Origin of the sequence: Pantoea eucrina, from assembly GCF_002095385.1 — a bacterium.
GTDB classification, from domain to species: Bacteria; Pseudomonadota; Gammaproteobacteria; order Enterobacterales; family Enterobacteriaceae; genus Pantoea; species Pantoea eucrina.
In genome coordinates, this window is the sequence record NZ_MIPP01000020.1 from 21,622 (window position 1) to 34,554 (window position 12,933).

The 12,933-nt window shown below is 57.3% G+C and carries 12 protein-coding genes; 10 read left to right on the plus strand and 2 right to left on the minus strand.

Features of this window, described 5'->3' with window-relative positions; all coding sequences use genetic code 11:
- Positions 1-75 precede the first annotated feature (75 nt).
- The 6 genes from priA (at position 76) to rraA (ending at position 7,319) form a co-directional block, all read left to right on the plus strand.
- On the plus strand, positions 76-2,274 hold the full coding sequence (gene priA, locus HA43_RS10415) for a primosomal protein N' (protein WP_039381185.1): 2,199 nt from the start codon (positions 76-78) through the stop codon (positions 2,272-2,274).
- Positions 2,275-2,438: 164 nt separating this feature from the next.
- A complete protein-coding gene (gene cytR / locus HA43_RS10420; protein ID WP_094111626.1) occupies positions 2,439-3,470 on the plus strand; it encodes a DNA-binding transcriptional regulator CytR in 1,032 nt (343 codons plus the stop codon).
- A gap of 210 nt (positions 3,471-3,680) precedes the next feature.
- Positions 3,681-4,625: a cell division protein FtsN gene (ftsN, locus tag HA43_RS10425; protein WP_094111627.1), complete on the plus strand. Its 945-nt coding sequence runs from the start codon at positions 3,681-3,683 to the stop codon at positions 4,623-4,625.
- A 176-nt stretch (positions 4,626-4,801) separates the two neighbouring features.
- Positions 4,802-5,332, plus strand: coding sequence for an ATP-dependent protease subunit HslV (hslV, locus tag HA43_RS10430; protein WP_071668633.1), 531 nt, complete (start codon positions 4,802-4,804; stop codon positions 5,330-5,332).
- A gap of 11 nt (positions 5,333-5,343) precedes the next feature.
- Positions 5,344-6,678 carry an ATP-dependent protease ATPase subunit HslU gene (hslU, locus tag HA43_RS10435; RefSeq protein ID WP_039381194.1) on the plus strand — a complete coding sequence of 445 codons (1,335 nt, stop codon included), beginning with the start codon at positions 5,344-5,346 and terminating at the stop codon, positions 6,676-6,678.
- Positions 6,679-6,833: 155 nt separating this feature from the next.
- Positions 6,834-7,319 carry a ribonuclease E activity regulator RraA gene (rraA, locus tag HA43_RS10440; RefSeq protein ID WP_039381195.1) on the plus strand — a complete coding sequence of 162 codons (486 nt, stop codon included), beginning with the start codon at positions 6,834-6,836 and terminating at the stop codon, positions 7,317-7,319.
- A gap of 51 nt (positions 7,320-7,370) precedes the next feature.
- Here rraA and zapB read toward each other — a convergent pair whose 3' ends face one another.
- Positions 7,371-7,610 (minus strand): cell division protein ZapB, encoded by a 240-nt coding sequence (zapB, locus tag HA43_RS10445; RefSeq protein WP_039381198.1) that lies wholly within the window; start codon positions 7,608-7,610, stop codon positions 7,371-7,373.
- 407 nt (positions 7,611-8,017) lie between these two features.
- On the opposite strand from zapB, the gene HA43_RS10450 reads away from it, so the two are divergent.
- The 3 genes from HA43_RS10450 to glpX all read left to right on the plus strand — a co-directional run bounded on the left by HA43_RS10450 (position 8,018) and on the right by glpX (position 11,515).
- Positions 8,018-8,866, plus strand: a complete 849-nt coding sequence (locus tag HA43_RS10450; protein ID WP_039381201.1) for an MIP/aquaporin family protein — start codon at positions 8,018-8,020, stop codon at positions 8,864-8,866.
- 29 nt (positions 8,867-8,895) lie between these two features.
- Entirely contained in the window at positions 8,896-10,407 is a 1,512-nt protein-coding gene (glpK, locus tag HA43_RS10455; RefSeq protein WP_039381204.1) for a glycerol kinase GlpK, read from the plus strand.
- Between the two features lie 97 nt (positions 10,408-10,504).
- Entirely contained in the window at positions 10,505-11,515 is a 1,011-nt protein-coding gene (gene glpX, locus HA43_RS10460; protein ID WP_071668634.1) for a class II fructose-bisphosphatase, read from the plus strand.
- On the opposite strand, the gene emrD is transcribed toward glpX, so the two are convergent.
- A complete protein-coding gene (gene emrD / locus HA43_RS10465; protein WP_039381210.1) occupies positions 11,505-12,701 on the minus strand; it encodes a multidrug efflux MFS transporter EmrD in 1,197 nt (398 codons plus the stop codon). The two genes, glpX and emrD, sit on opposite strands and share 11 nt — an antisense overlap.
- Here emrD and HA43_RS10470 point away from each other — a divergent pair.
- Entirely contained in the window at positions 12,700-12,927 is a 228-nt protein-coding gene (locus HA43_RS10470; RefSeq protein WP_094111628.1) for a hypothetical protein, read from the plus strand. The genes emrD and HA43_RS10470 overlap by 2 nt on opposite strands.
- Positions 12,928-12,933: the final 6 nt, after the last annotated feature.

The following is a 12,933-nucleotide window of genomic DNA, read 5'->3' on the forward strand; positions in this document are numbered from 1 at the left end:
TTGCTCAGCCATACACGCCTGCGGCCCCAGCGTGTACACTACCGTCCCTGATTACAGAACTGGATAGAGATCGCAATGTCCGTCGTAAAGGTTGCCCTGCCCGTCCCGCTACCGCGCCTGTTTGATTATCTGCTCCCTGCTGACGCTGCGCAGCCGGCAACCGGCAGTCGCGTCAGCGTGCCTTTTGGCAACCGTAAGCTGACTGGCATTGTGACCGGCGTGACCGAAAGCAGCGATCTGCCGCTGAAGCAGCTGAAACCGATAGAAGCCGTGCTGGATGACAGCAGTCTGTTTTCGCCCGCGCTGTGGCGCATCCTCAACTGGGCGGCCGGTTACTATCATTCACCCGTCGGGGAAGTGCTGAGTCATGCGTTACCGGTTCTGCTCCGCCAGGGGAAACCGGCACAGGAAGCGCCGCTGTGGCAGTGGGCGATCACGGAGGCCGGACGGGAAGTGGCGCCGGAAAGTCTGAAGCGTGCACCAAAGCAGCAGCAGGCGCTGGCCGCGCTGCGTCAGCAACCGCTCTATCGTCATCAGGTAAACGAACAGAGCTTTAACGACGCCGCTCTGCAGGCGCTCAGAGCCAAAGGGCTGTGCGAGCTGCGCGAGCATGCGCCATCTGCCGCGGACTGGCGGACGCATTTTGCCATTAAAGGCGAGCGTCTGCGGCTCAATACCGATCAGGCCATGGCCGTCGGGGCTATCCGGGCGGAAGACGATCGCTACGTTCCGTGGCTGCTGGCCGGGATCACCGGCTCCGGTAAAACCGAGGTCTATCTCACTATCCTGGAAAACATTCTGTCACGCGGCATGCAGGCACTGGTGCTGGTGCCGGAGATTGGCCTCACGCCGCAGACCATTGCGCGCTTCCGGGAACGTTTTGATGCCCCGATTGATGTGCTGCACTCTGCGCTGAATGACAGCGAAAGGCTGGCGGTCTGGCTGCGCGCCCGGCGCGGCGAAAGCGCGATTATTATTGGTACGCGCTCTGCGCTGTTCACCCCGCTGGCGCGGCCTGGCGTAATCATTATCGATGAAGAGCATGACAGCTCCTATAAACAGCAGGAGGGCTGGCGTTATCAGGCCCGCGATCTGGCGGTGTTTCGTGCACATGAAGAGAACATCCCGATTGTCATGGGTTCGGCCACGCCCGCGCTGGAGACGCTGCATAACGTGCGCGTCGGCAAATACCGGCAGCTTAATCTCACCCAGCGCGCCGGTAATGCAAAGCCCGCTTTGCAGCAGCTGATCGATCTGAAAGGACAGCCGCTTAAGGGTGGTCTGGCGCCGGCGCTGCTCAGTAAAATGCGCCAGCACCTGCAGGCGGATAATCAGGTGCTGCTGTTTCTGAACCGGCGCGGCTTTTCACCGGCGTTGATGTGCCACGACTGCGGCTGGCTGGCGGAATGCCAGCGCTGCGACAGCTACTACACGCTGCACCAGCATCACCGCCAGCTGCGCTGCCACCATTGCGACAGCCAGCGTCCGCTGCCGCTGCAGTGTCCCGGCTGCGGTTCAACCCATCTGATGCCGGTTGGCGTAGGCACAGAACAGCTGGAGCAGCAGCTGGGCACGCTGTTTCCGGACGTGCCAGTTTCGCGCATCGATCGTGATACTACCAGCCGTAAAGGTGCGCTGGAGCAGCATCTGGCGGATGTGCATCGCGGCGGCGCGCGTATTCTGGTGGGCACGCAGATGCTGGCAAAAGGCCATCATTTTCCTGATGTTACGCTGGTGTCGCTGCTGGACGTTGACGGCGCGCTCTTCTCGGCTGATTTTCGTGCCGCAGAACGTTTCGCGCAGCTCTATACCCAGGTTGCAGGTCGCGCCGGACGCGCCGGCAAACAGGGTGAAGTGCTGCTGCAGACGCACCATCCGGAGCATCCGTTGCTGCAGACGCTGCTGCATCGCGGCTACTTCGCCTTTGCTGACCAGGCGCTGCTTGAACGCCAGTCGGTGCAGCTGCCGCCCTGGACCAGCCACGCGCTATTTCGTGCCGAAGATATGGATAATCAGCAGGCTGCCGCTTTTCTCGTCCAGCTGCGTAATCTGCTGGAGGCGAGCCCGCTGAAAGATGAAGCCACCTGGCTGATGGGCCCGGTGCCGGCGCTGGCGCCAAAACGCAGCGGTCGGTGGCGCTGGCAGCTGCTGCTGCAGCATCCGTCACGCAAACGCCTGCAGCAGTTATTAAGCAGTTCGCTGCCGCTGCTGAGCACATTGCCCGCTGCACGCAAAGTAAAATGGACGCTGGATATCGATCCCGGCGAGAGCTGATGGCATCCGCATCTGCGAGCCAGATCGAAAAAAGTCGAACAAGTCACAGTTTTTATGCAAATTAAGTAACGGCCCTGCCCGCCAATGCGTTATCAATAGGATCACCCGGCCAGGACCGGCCCTTGCAGACAAACTGTACGCTGTATCACGCCAGGAGTAACACGTTGGACCCGAAGCAAACTTCATCTGCTGCCACGATGAAAGATGTGGCTGAGCACGCAGGCGTCTCTACGGCGACCGTTTCCCGGGCGCTGATGAATCCGGAGAAAGTGTCAGCCGCAACCCGGCAAAAAGTCGAGCAGGCGGTCATTGCGACAGGCTATGCATCGCATGGCCTGTCGCGCAATGCCAGACGCAATGAAACCCGGACTATCCTGGTGATTGTGCCCGATATCTGCGATCCCTTTTTTAGCGAAATTATCCGCGGCATTGAGGTCACCGCCGCGCAGCAGGGGTACCTGGTGCTGATTGGCGACTGCGCGCATCAGGATCATCAGGAAAAAACCTTTCTTGATCTGATGCTGACGCGACAGATTGACGGCATGGTGCTGCTGGGTTCACAGCTGCCGTTTGACGCCGATCCTGAAGCGCTGCGCAGCCTGCCGCCCATGGTTATGGGAAATGAATTCGCGCCGGAGATGGCGCTGCCCACCGTGCACATTGACAACCTGACCGCGGCGTTTGAAGCCGTTAACCATTTGCTGCAGCTCGGGCATCGTCGTATCGCCTGTATTACCGGGCCTGAATCGGTTCCGCTCAGCCAGTATCGGCTGCAGGGTTATATTCAGGCGCTGCGCCGCAGCAGCATCCCCGTTGAACCGATGTTTATCGTACGCGGTGATTTCTCGTTTGAAGCCGGTGCCCGCGCCCTGAAACAGCTGATGAGTCTGCCGCAGCCCCCGGAAGCGCTATTCTGTCACAGCGATCTGATGGCGCTGGGCGCCATGAATCAGGCGCGCAAACTGGGGATGCGCATTCCGCAGGATCTCTCCATCGTTGGCTTTGATGATATTGAGCTGGCGCGCTATTACGAACCGCCCCTGACTACCGTGGCGCAGCCGCGCTTTGATATTGGCCGCGAAGCGATGCTGCTGCTGCTGGATGAGCTGCAGGGCAAGCGGGTAAATAATGGTTCGCGCCTGCTGGATGCAGAACTGCGCGTGCGCGGCAGTACAGCACCGGCTAAAAAGCGTTAGGTCACACGTGCCGCACTGCACATTTTCAGCAGATTCTGAAGGCAGACTCTGCTGGTCAAAGTTCGCACCCTTGAGTAACATGGCGCATTCATTGCCGGGCGGTTTACACCTCATTTATACCCGTCATTTTTCAAGCTGTAGCCAGGCTGGCTGCAACTCACACTGTTCAGGGTCTACGCCCGCAGGCATTTTGAAGGTATCAGGACGAAAGTGGCACAGAGAGATTATGTAGGCCGCGGGCGTTCAACAGGGACGCGTCGCAAAAAACCCGCCGGTCGCAGCAGCAGCAAAAAAAGCAAAGGCGGATCGGGTATATCGAAACTGATGGTAGTGCTCGCTGCCGCAGTACTGGTCACTTTTGCCGGTGGTTTATGGTTCATCGCGCACCATAAAAAAGAAGAGACGCCGGTTATCCCGAATCATAAAGTTAGTGGTAATGGCCTGCCGCCCAAGCCGGAAGAGCGCTGGAAATACATCAAAGAGCTGGAAAACCGGCAAATTACGGTTCCCTCACCGACTGAGCCTTCAGCCGGCGGCGAAGTGCAGTCGCAGACGCAGCTGACCGATGAACAGCGCCAGCTGCTGGAGCAGATGCAGGCGGATATGCGCCAGCAGCCTACGCAGCTGAACGAAGTGCCGTGGAACGAGCAGACGCCGGCTCAGCGTCAGCAGACATTACAGCGTCAGCAGGTACAGCAGCAGCAACGTCAGCAGCAGATACAGGCACAGCAGCAGCAGTTGCTGCAACAGCAGACTCAGCAACGACAACAGCAGCAACAGCAACGTCAGCAGCAGATACAGGCACAGCAGCAGCGTCAGCAGCAGTTGCAGGCTCAGCAGCGCCAGCAGCAGCAGCAGGCTGAACGACCGGCACCGGTACAGCAGGCAAAACCAGAAACCACCAAAGTGAAGCCGGAAGAGAAAGCCTCCACACAGCGCTGGATGGTGCAGTGTGGCTCCTTTAAAGGCAGCGATCAGGCGGAATCTGTGCGCGCCGGTCTCGCTTTTGAAGGTTTTGAAAGCCGTATCACGACCGGCGGCGGCTGGAATCGCGTGGTGATTGGTCCGTTTAAAGATCGGAGTAAAGCTGACAGTACCGTGAAGCGGCTGCACAGTTCCGGTCACGGCAGCTGTATTCCGCTCGCCCTGCCCTGATAGCCTGAGCCCTGCTCCCGGCCTCACTCTACCGCCGGGAGCAGGCGCAGCCGAATTAAGACAAACCCCATCGCCCTGAGGGGTTGAAACCTTCTTAACCCACCCCATATCTGTTTGCATGATACGCCGCGCCGGGTGCGCGGTGTCTTTTTTCAACTGCAACAAGGGGTCTGCCCGTGACAACAATAGTAAGTGTACGACGCAACGGCCGGGTCGTTATTGGTGGTGATGGCCAGGCAACGCTTGGCAACACCGTAATGAAAGGCAACGTCAAAAAAGTGCGTCGTCTTTACAACGATAAAGTGATTGCGGGCTTTGCGGGCGGCACTGCCGACGCCTTTACCCTGTTTGAACTGTTTGAGCGTAAGCTGGAAATGCATCAGGGTCATCTGGTTAAAGCCGCGGTTGAGCTGGCAAAAGACTGGCGGACCGATCGCATGCTGCGCCGTCTTGAAGCGCTGCTGGCGGTAGCGGATGAGAACTCTTCGCTGATCATCAGCGGTAACGGCGATGTTATTCAGCCGGAAAACGACCTGATAGCGATCGGCTCCGGCGGCCCCTACGCCCAGGCAGCGGCACGCGCGCTACTGGAAAATACCGACATTGGTGCACACGATATTGTTGAGAAAGCGCTGAACATCGCCGGCGATATCTGTATCTACACCAACCATAATATTAACTACGAAGAATTACCGTCTAAGGCGTAAGGACCTGAATCATGTCTGAGATGACTCCACGCGAGATTGTCAGCGAGCTTAATCGCTTTATCATCGGCCAGGACGGCGCTAAAAAAGCGGTTGCCATTGCGCTGCGTAACCGCTGGCGCCGCATGCAGCTTGACGAAGAGCTGCGTCACGAAGTGACCCCGAAAAATATCCTGATGATTGGCCCGACCGGCGTCGGTAAAACCGAAATTGCCCGTCGTCTGGCGAAGCTGGCCAACGCCCCGTTCATTAAAGTTGAAGCGACAAAATTCACCGAAGTTGGCTATGTCGGTAAAGAGGTCGATTCGATTATCCGCGATCTGACCGACTCCGCCATCAAAATGGTGCGCAGCCAGGCGATTGAAAAGAATAAATATCGTGCTGAAGAGATGGCCGAGGAGCGCATTCTCGACGTGCTGATCCCACCGGCTAAAAACAACTGGGGCCAGCCAGAGCAGAACGCCGAGCCATCAGCTGCGCGTCAGTCTTTCCGCAAAAAACTGCGCGAAGGTCAGCTGGATGATAAAGAGATTGAGATCGACCTTGCCGCCGCGCCGGCTGGCGTAGAGATCATGGCGCCTCCGGGCATGGAAGAGATGACCAGCCAGCTGCAGTCCATGTTTCAGAACCTGGGCGGTCAGAAACAGAAGCCGCGCAAGCTCAAGATCAAAGATGCCATGAAGCTGCTGATTGAAGAAGAAGCGGCAAAACTGGTTAACCCGGAAGAGCTGAAGCAGGACGCTATCGACGCGGTAGAGCAGCACGGTATCGTGTTTATCGATGAGATCGACAAAATCTGTAAGCGCGGCGGCCAGTCTTCTGGTCCGGACGTTTCACGCGAAGGCGTGCAGCGCGATCTGCTGCCGCTGGTTGAGGGCTGTACCGTTTCGACCAAGCACGGCATGGTTAAAACCGACCATATCCTGTTTATCGCCTCCGGCGCATTCCAGGTAGCCAGCCCGTCCGATCTGATCCCGGAACTGCAGGGTCGTCTGCCGATTCGCGTTGAGCTGCAGGCGCTGACCGTGAACGACTTCGAGCGCATCCTTACTGAGCCTAACGCTTCCGTCACCGTGCAGTACAAAGCGCTGATGGGTACGGAAGGCGTTAATGTGGACTTCACCGAGGATGGTATCCGCCGGATTGCTGAAGCAGCCTGGCAGGTTAATGAGACCACTGAAAATATCGGTGCACGCCGCCTGCATACTGTACTGGAGCGTCTGATGGAAGATATCTCCTATGACGCCAGCGATCGCCACGGTGAGTCCATTACCATCGACGCTGAGTATGTCGGCAAGCATCTGGATGTACTGGTCGCAGACGAAGATCTCAGCCGCTTCATCCTGTAACACCATTCTGATCGTTTCTGCTGCCCGGCCACTGCGCCGGGCATTTTTTTGCGCAGCATATTGATGCGGCGCTGCTTTTTGCCGGTGATGATTTTGCCAACACTCTTCAGATAGCGATATACTTATCTTTCCTGTGGCAAACAGACGGCATCCTTATGAAATACGATACATCTGAACTCTGTGACATCTACCATGAAGAAGTGAATGTGGTTGAACCACTTTTTTCCAACTTCGGTGGACGCACCTCATTCGGTGGGCAGATTACCACAGTCAAATGTTTTGAAGACAACGGCCTGCTTTACGACCTGCTGGAAGAGAACGGGCGTGGACGAGTGCTGCTGGTAGATGGCGGTGGCTCGGTACGTCGTGCGCTGGTGGATGCCCAGCTGGCGCGGCTTGCGGCGCAAAATGAGTGGGAAGGTCTGGTCGTTTACGGCTCGGTGCGGCAGGTTGATGAACTGGAAGAGCTGGAAATTGGTATCCAGGCGATTGCAGCGATCCCCGCTGGTGCGGCCGGTGAAGGCATTGGTGAGAGCGACGTACGCGTAAACTTTGGCGGCGTAACCTTTTTCTCCGGCGATCATCTCTATGCGGATAACACGGGCATCATTCTGTCAGAAGATGCGCTTGATATTGAGTAAACCGCAAACAAAAACGGGTGCCTGAGCACCCGCAGGTTTAAGCGCAGGTGCTTAAACCTCTTCCATTTTTCCCAGCAGTGCCCGCAGACGTTCCTGCCAGACATGCTGCTCTTCCTTCAGATGCTGATTTTCACGCGCCAGCGCGTCCTGATTGCCGGAAGCCTGGCTCACTTCGTTTTTCAGCGTATTGTTCTGCTCTTTCAGCTCTTCAATTTCCATTTGCAGCAGCGTGATGGTATCAATCGCCTGCTGTACTTTCGCTTCCAGTTTCTCAAATACTTCAAATGACATCGTTCTGACCTCTCCTAAAACTCGCAAGGCGTTGATGAAGCTGTAGCTGCCTCAATAAAGACGCATACAGCCATGTTGTCCCGATTGTATGTAGCCAAACCCGGCAAGTCCAGCGGCACGGGGCATTGGCGGCCAGTCTGTAACACTTTTCAGCTAATGCTTAAAAAACAAACCCGTTGCCAGTCATGATGCGCTAAGTGCGTTAAGAGGCAGATTAATTGGCCTTAAAGAAAGGTAAAAGACGCGAAAACGCGCATTTTTATGACGCAGTACACAGAATTCAATTTCGCTATTTCTCGTTTATGTTCGTTAACGATAAATTCACATCAACCCTACATTAGCGCTGGGCGACTCAGGGATTGAGAACAAAAACTGATAACATTTAACCTCGCTTCAGGAATTCCATTATGAGTCAGACAACGAACACACTCAAAGGTCAATGTATCGCCGAGTTTCTCGGCACCGGTTTGATTATCTTTTTTGGCGCTGGCTGTGTGGCTGCGCTGAAGCTGGCCGGTGCGGCATTCGGTCAGTGGGAAATCTGCATCATCTGGGGTCTGGCTGTTTCGATGGCGGTCTATCTGAGTGCGGGCGTCTCCGGCGCGCATCTCAATCCGGCGGTCACCGTGGCGCTCTGCCTGTTTGCTAATTTTGAAGGGCGTAAAGTTTTACCTTACATTCTGGCGCAGGTTGCCGGCGCCTTCTGTGCCGCTGCACTGGTATACGGCCTCTATTACAATCTGTTTTTCGATTATGAAGCGAGCCATCAGATGGTGCGTGGCAGCGTGCAGAGCCTCGACCTGGCGGGTATCTTCTCTACTTATCCTAATCCGCACATCACGGTCGGTCAGGCGTTTCTGGTAGAGATGGTGATCACAGCCGTACTGATGGCGGTTATCATGGCGCTGACTGACGATGGCAATGGCGTACCGCGTGGCCCGCTGGCGCCGCTGCTGATTGGTCTGCTGGTTGCTATTATCGGTGGTTCAATGGGTCCCCTGACCGGCTTTGCGCTCAATCCGGCACGTGACTTTGGACCGAAACTGTTTGCCTTTATCGCTGGCTGGGGTGACGTAGCCTTCACCGGCGGCAAAGATATTCCTTACTTCCTGGTGCCTGTGTTTGGTCCGCTGGTGGGTGCATGTCTGGGTGCCTTTAGCTATCGTGCGCTGATTGGTCGCCACCTGCCGGTAAATATCGCAGAAACCAGCAAAACAGAAAAACCTGTAGCGCGCGCTGAACAGCGTAAAGCGTAAGTTTCACTCTTAATCATCAGGACATTATTATGACTACGCCAGATAAAAAATATATCGTCGCGCTCGATCAGGGTACTACCAGCTCCCGTGCCGTCGTACTCGACCATGACGCCAACATCGTTGCTGTTTCACAGCGTGAGTTTACGCAGATCTACCCGAAAGCGGGCTGGGTTGAGCATGACCCGATGGATATCTGGGCTTCACAGAGCTCAACGCTGGTGGAAGTGCTGGCACACGCTGACATTAACTCCGATCAGATCGCCGCTATCGGTATCACTAACCAGCGTGAAACCGCCATCGTCTGGGATAAAGAGACCGGCAAACCTATCTACAATGCCATTGTCTGGCAGGATCCACGTACCGCTGACTACTGTAACAAGCTGAAGAAAGAGGGGCTGGAAGAGTATATCCAGCACACCACAGGTCTGGTCATTAACCCTTACTTCTCCGGCACCAAAGTGAAATGGATCCTCGATCACGTCGAAGGCGCACGCGAGCGTGCAAAACGCGGCGAGCTGCTGTTTGGTACCGTGGATACCTGGCTGGTCTGGAAAATGACGCAGGGTCGTGTGCATATCACTGACCATACCAACGCCTCGCGTACCATGATGTATAACATCCACAAGCTGGAGTGGGACGCACGCATGCTGGAGATCCTCGACATTCCGCGCGAAATGCTGCCGGAAGTTAAAGGCTCTTCTGAAATTTATGGTCAGACCAACATTGGCGGTAAAGGCGGCACGCGTATTCCGATCGCCGGGATTGCGGGTGATCAGCAGGCGGCCCTGTATGGCCAGCTCTGCGTACAGCCTGGCATGGCGAAAAATACCTACGGTACCGGCTGCTTTATGCTGATGAATACCGGTACTGAAGCAGTAACCTCTACCCACGGCCTGCTGACCACTATCGCCTGCGGCCCGCGTGGCGAAGTGAACTATGCGCTGGAAGGTGCCGTATTTATCGGCGGCGCCTCGATTCAGTGGCTGCGCGACGAAATGAAGCTGATCAACGACTCCACCGACTCAGAATATTTTGCGCTGAAAGTTAAAGATACGAACGGCGTCTATATGGTGCCGGCATTTACCGGCCTGGGCGCGCCTTACTGGGACCCCTATGCCCGTGGCGCAATCTTCGGCCTGACGCGCGGTGCCAATGCCAACCACATTATCCGCGCTACGCTGGAGTCGATCGCCTATCAGACGCGCGATGTACTGGAAGCGATGCAGAACGACGCCGGCACCCGCCTGCAGTCGCTGCGCGTTGATGGCGGCGCAGTCGCGAACAACTTCCTGATGCAGTTCCAGTCTGACATTCTCGGCACCCGCGTTGAACGTCCGGAAGTGCGTGAGGTCACGGCGCTGGGCGCAGCCTATCTGGCAGGCCTGGCCGTCGGCTTCTGGAACGATCTGGACGAGGTGCGTGCTAAAGCCGTCGTGGAGCGCGAATTCCGCCCTGGCATCGAAACCACTGAGCGCAACCTGCGTTACGCGGGCTGGCAGAAAGCGGTTGCCCGTGCCAAAGCCTGGGAAGACGAAGCGTAAGTAACCCCCTGCCCGCGGTCCGTGCCGCGGGTTTCTCCCTCTCCCGCTTTTACCGCTGTGCTACACTGCCCGCCTGTTTTTCTGTCAGGTGCAAACCATGAAACGCGAACTCGCAATTGAATTTTCCCGTGTCACTGAAGCGGCAGCGCTGGCTGGCTATCGCTGGTTAGGACGTGGCGATAAAAATGCGGCCGACGGCGCCGCCGTTAACGCCATGCGCATTATGCTCAACACCATCAACATTGATGGCCGCATCGTTATCGGTGAAGGCGAAATTGATGAGGCGCCGATGCTCTATATCGGCGAGCAGGTCGGCACCGGTCAGGGTGATGCCGTGGACATTGCGGTCGATCCGATTGAAGGCACGCGCATGACCGCTCTGGGCCAGGCTAACGCGCTGGCGGTGCTGGCAGTCGGCGATAAAGGCAGCTTTCTGCACGCACCAGATATGTACATGGAGAAGCTGATCGTCGGACCGGGAGCGCGCGGCGCTATCGACCTCAGTCTGCCGCTGGAAACCAATCTTAAAAATATCGCCATTGCGCTCGGTAAGCCGCTCGCGCAGCTGACGGTATCCATTCTGGCGAAGCCACGCCATGACGCAGTTATTGCCCAGCTGCAGGCGCTCGGCGTGCGCGTGTTTGCTTTTCCCGATGGCGATGTGGCCGCGTCGATCCTCACCTGTATGCCTGACAGTGAAGTCGATGTGCTGTATGGCATCGGCGGCGCGCCTGAAGGTGTCGTCTCGGCAGCCGTGATCCGCGCCATGGATGGTGACATGCAGGCACGCCTGCTGGCGCGGCATCAGGTTAAAGGAGAGAGCGAAGAGAATCGCCGACTGGGCGAACAGGAGCTGTTGCGCTGCGCGGAAATGGGGATTGCGGTGGGCAGCGTGTTAACGCTGAATGAGATGGCGCGCAACGACAACGTGATTTTTGCGGCCACCGGCATCACCAGCGGCGATCTGCTGAAGGGCATTACCTGTAACGGCAATATCGCCACCAGCGAGACGCTGCTGGTACGCGGCAAGTCGCGTACCATTCGCCGCATCCAGTCGATCCACTATCTGGATCGCAAGGATACGGCGCTGCACCCGTTTATCCTGTAACCGTCTGCTTGCCGCTCTCGGGATGACGTGAGAGCGGCCACCAGCACAGCAGCATCACCAGCGACGTGACAAACATCAGCAGGCCAAGGCTGGACTGATCGTGCTGCGGTAGCAGAGCGGATAGCCACGCGACCACTCCTGAGCCCAGGTTCTGCAGGCCGCCAATCAGCGCCCCGGCGCTACCCGCCAGCCAGGCGTAAGGCTCCATGGCACCCGATGTTGCCAGCGGGAACAGCATGCCGGCACCGAAGAAAAACAGCGCCGCCGGCACCAGCAGCGTCCAGATATTCATTACGCCAAACCATGACGGGATCCACATCAGCAGGCCAGCCAGCAGGCAGCTGTTTACCCCATACCACATCAGCGTATGCCAGGAGGTCTCTTCCCGGCCGGCAAACCAGGCACCAAAAAAGGCGGCCGGAATAGGCAGAATAAACAGAATGCTAACGGTCAGGCCATCCAGTCCCAGTACGCCGCCCATCAGCACACCGCAGCTCGCTTCAAAGACGGCGATGCCCGCCAGCGCGCCCACCAGCAGCAGCAGATAACGGATAAAATTGCCGTCGCTCAGCAGCGTGGCGTAGCGGCGCAGAAAAGGCGTAGCCGGTGCATCGCCCGGCCGGGTTTCCGGCAGCCAGCGCGCCATAGATGCCGTAACGCCCAGGCACAGCAGCAGCAGAAAGGCGAAGCAGGCGTGCCAGCCAATCAGCCGGGTCAGCAGCGCACCTATTACCGGTGCCAGCAGCGGACTCACCAGAATGCCCATATTCAGCAGGCTGTTGGCCCGCCGCAGCGCGGTTCCGGCATACAGATCGCGCGGCATCGTGCGCGCCATAACGCCGGCAACGCCGGTGCCGAGCCCCTGGATAGCGCTGCCCAGCACCAGCATCTGCAGCGATGAGGCGAACAGCGCGATCAGCGCACCACAGGCAAAGATCGTCATGCCGGTAAGGATCACCGGGCGACGTCCGACGCTGTCCGAGAGCGGGCCGTAGATCAGCTGCGATCCGCCATAGGTGATCAGATAGGCCGCCATGACCTGCTGCATTGCGCCGCTGCGCACGTTGAGCGCTTCTGCCATCACTGCCATAGCGGGCACATAAATGGTTTGTGCCATCTGACCCACGGCCACCAGCACAATCAGCATGAATAACAGAAAACGGTTTTGAGTTTTATCGATCTGCATGGAACACGATATCAGCCTGAAAAAAGAACGCGCCGGCAGCACTCAGGGTTCGCCGGCAGGAATGGCGGCAAAAATATCAGGATTACGTGGCAAATCGAGAGCTGAGCTGCAGGAAGCCAGGTTGTCAGCCGTCAATCTTCTGTACCAGACTGTAAACAGGTTGCTACAGGTAGTGATCTGTGCGGCAGATTTGTCGCAAAGAGCGCTTTCGCCGCCGCCGGGCTGACAAGCG

What these genes read in the sequence shown, in the direction of transcription:
- priA (WP_039381185.1), top strand. Translation starts at nt 76, where the DNA reads ATGTCCGTCGTAAAGGTTGCCCTGCCCGTCCCGCTACCGCGCCTGTTT.
- hslU (WP_039381194.1), top strand. Translation starts at nt 5,344, where the DNA reads ATGTCTGAGATGACTCCACGCGAGATTGTCAGCGAGCTTAATCGCTTT.
- rraA (WP_039381195.1), top strand. Translation starts at nt 6,834, where the DNA reads ATGAAATACGATACATCTGAACTCTGTGACATCTACCATGAAGAAGTG.
- zapB (WP_039381198.1), bottom strand. Translation starts at nt 7,610, where the DNA reads ATGTCATTTGAAGTATTTGAGAAACTGGAAGCGAAAGTACAGCAGGCG.
- HA43_RS10450 (WP_039381201.1), top strand. Translation starts at nt 8,018, where the DNA reads ATGAGTCAGACAACGAACACACTCAAAGGTCAATGTATCGCCGAGTTT.
- glpK (WP_039381204.1), top strand. Translation starts at nt 8,896, where the DNA reads ATGACTACGCCAGATAAAAAATATATCGTCGCGCTCGATCAGGGTACT.
- glpX (WP_071668634.1), top strand. Translation starts at nt 10,505, where the DNA reads ATGAAACGCGAACTCGCAATTGAATTTTCCCGTGTCACTGAAGCGGCA.
- HA43_RS10470 (WP_094111628.1), top strand. Translation starts at nt 12,700, where the DNA reads ATGGAACACGATATCAGCCTGAAAAAAGAACGCGCCGGCAGCACTCAG.
- emrD (WP_039381210.1), bottom strand. Translation starts at nt 12,701, where the DNA reads ATGCAGATCGATAAAACTCAAAACCGTTTTCTGTTATTCATGCTGATT.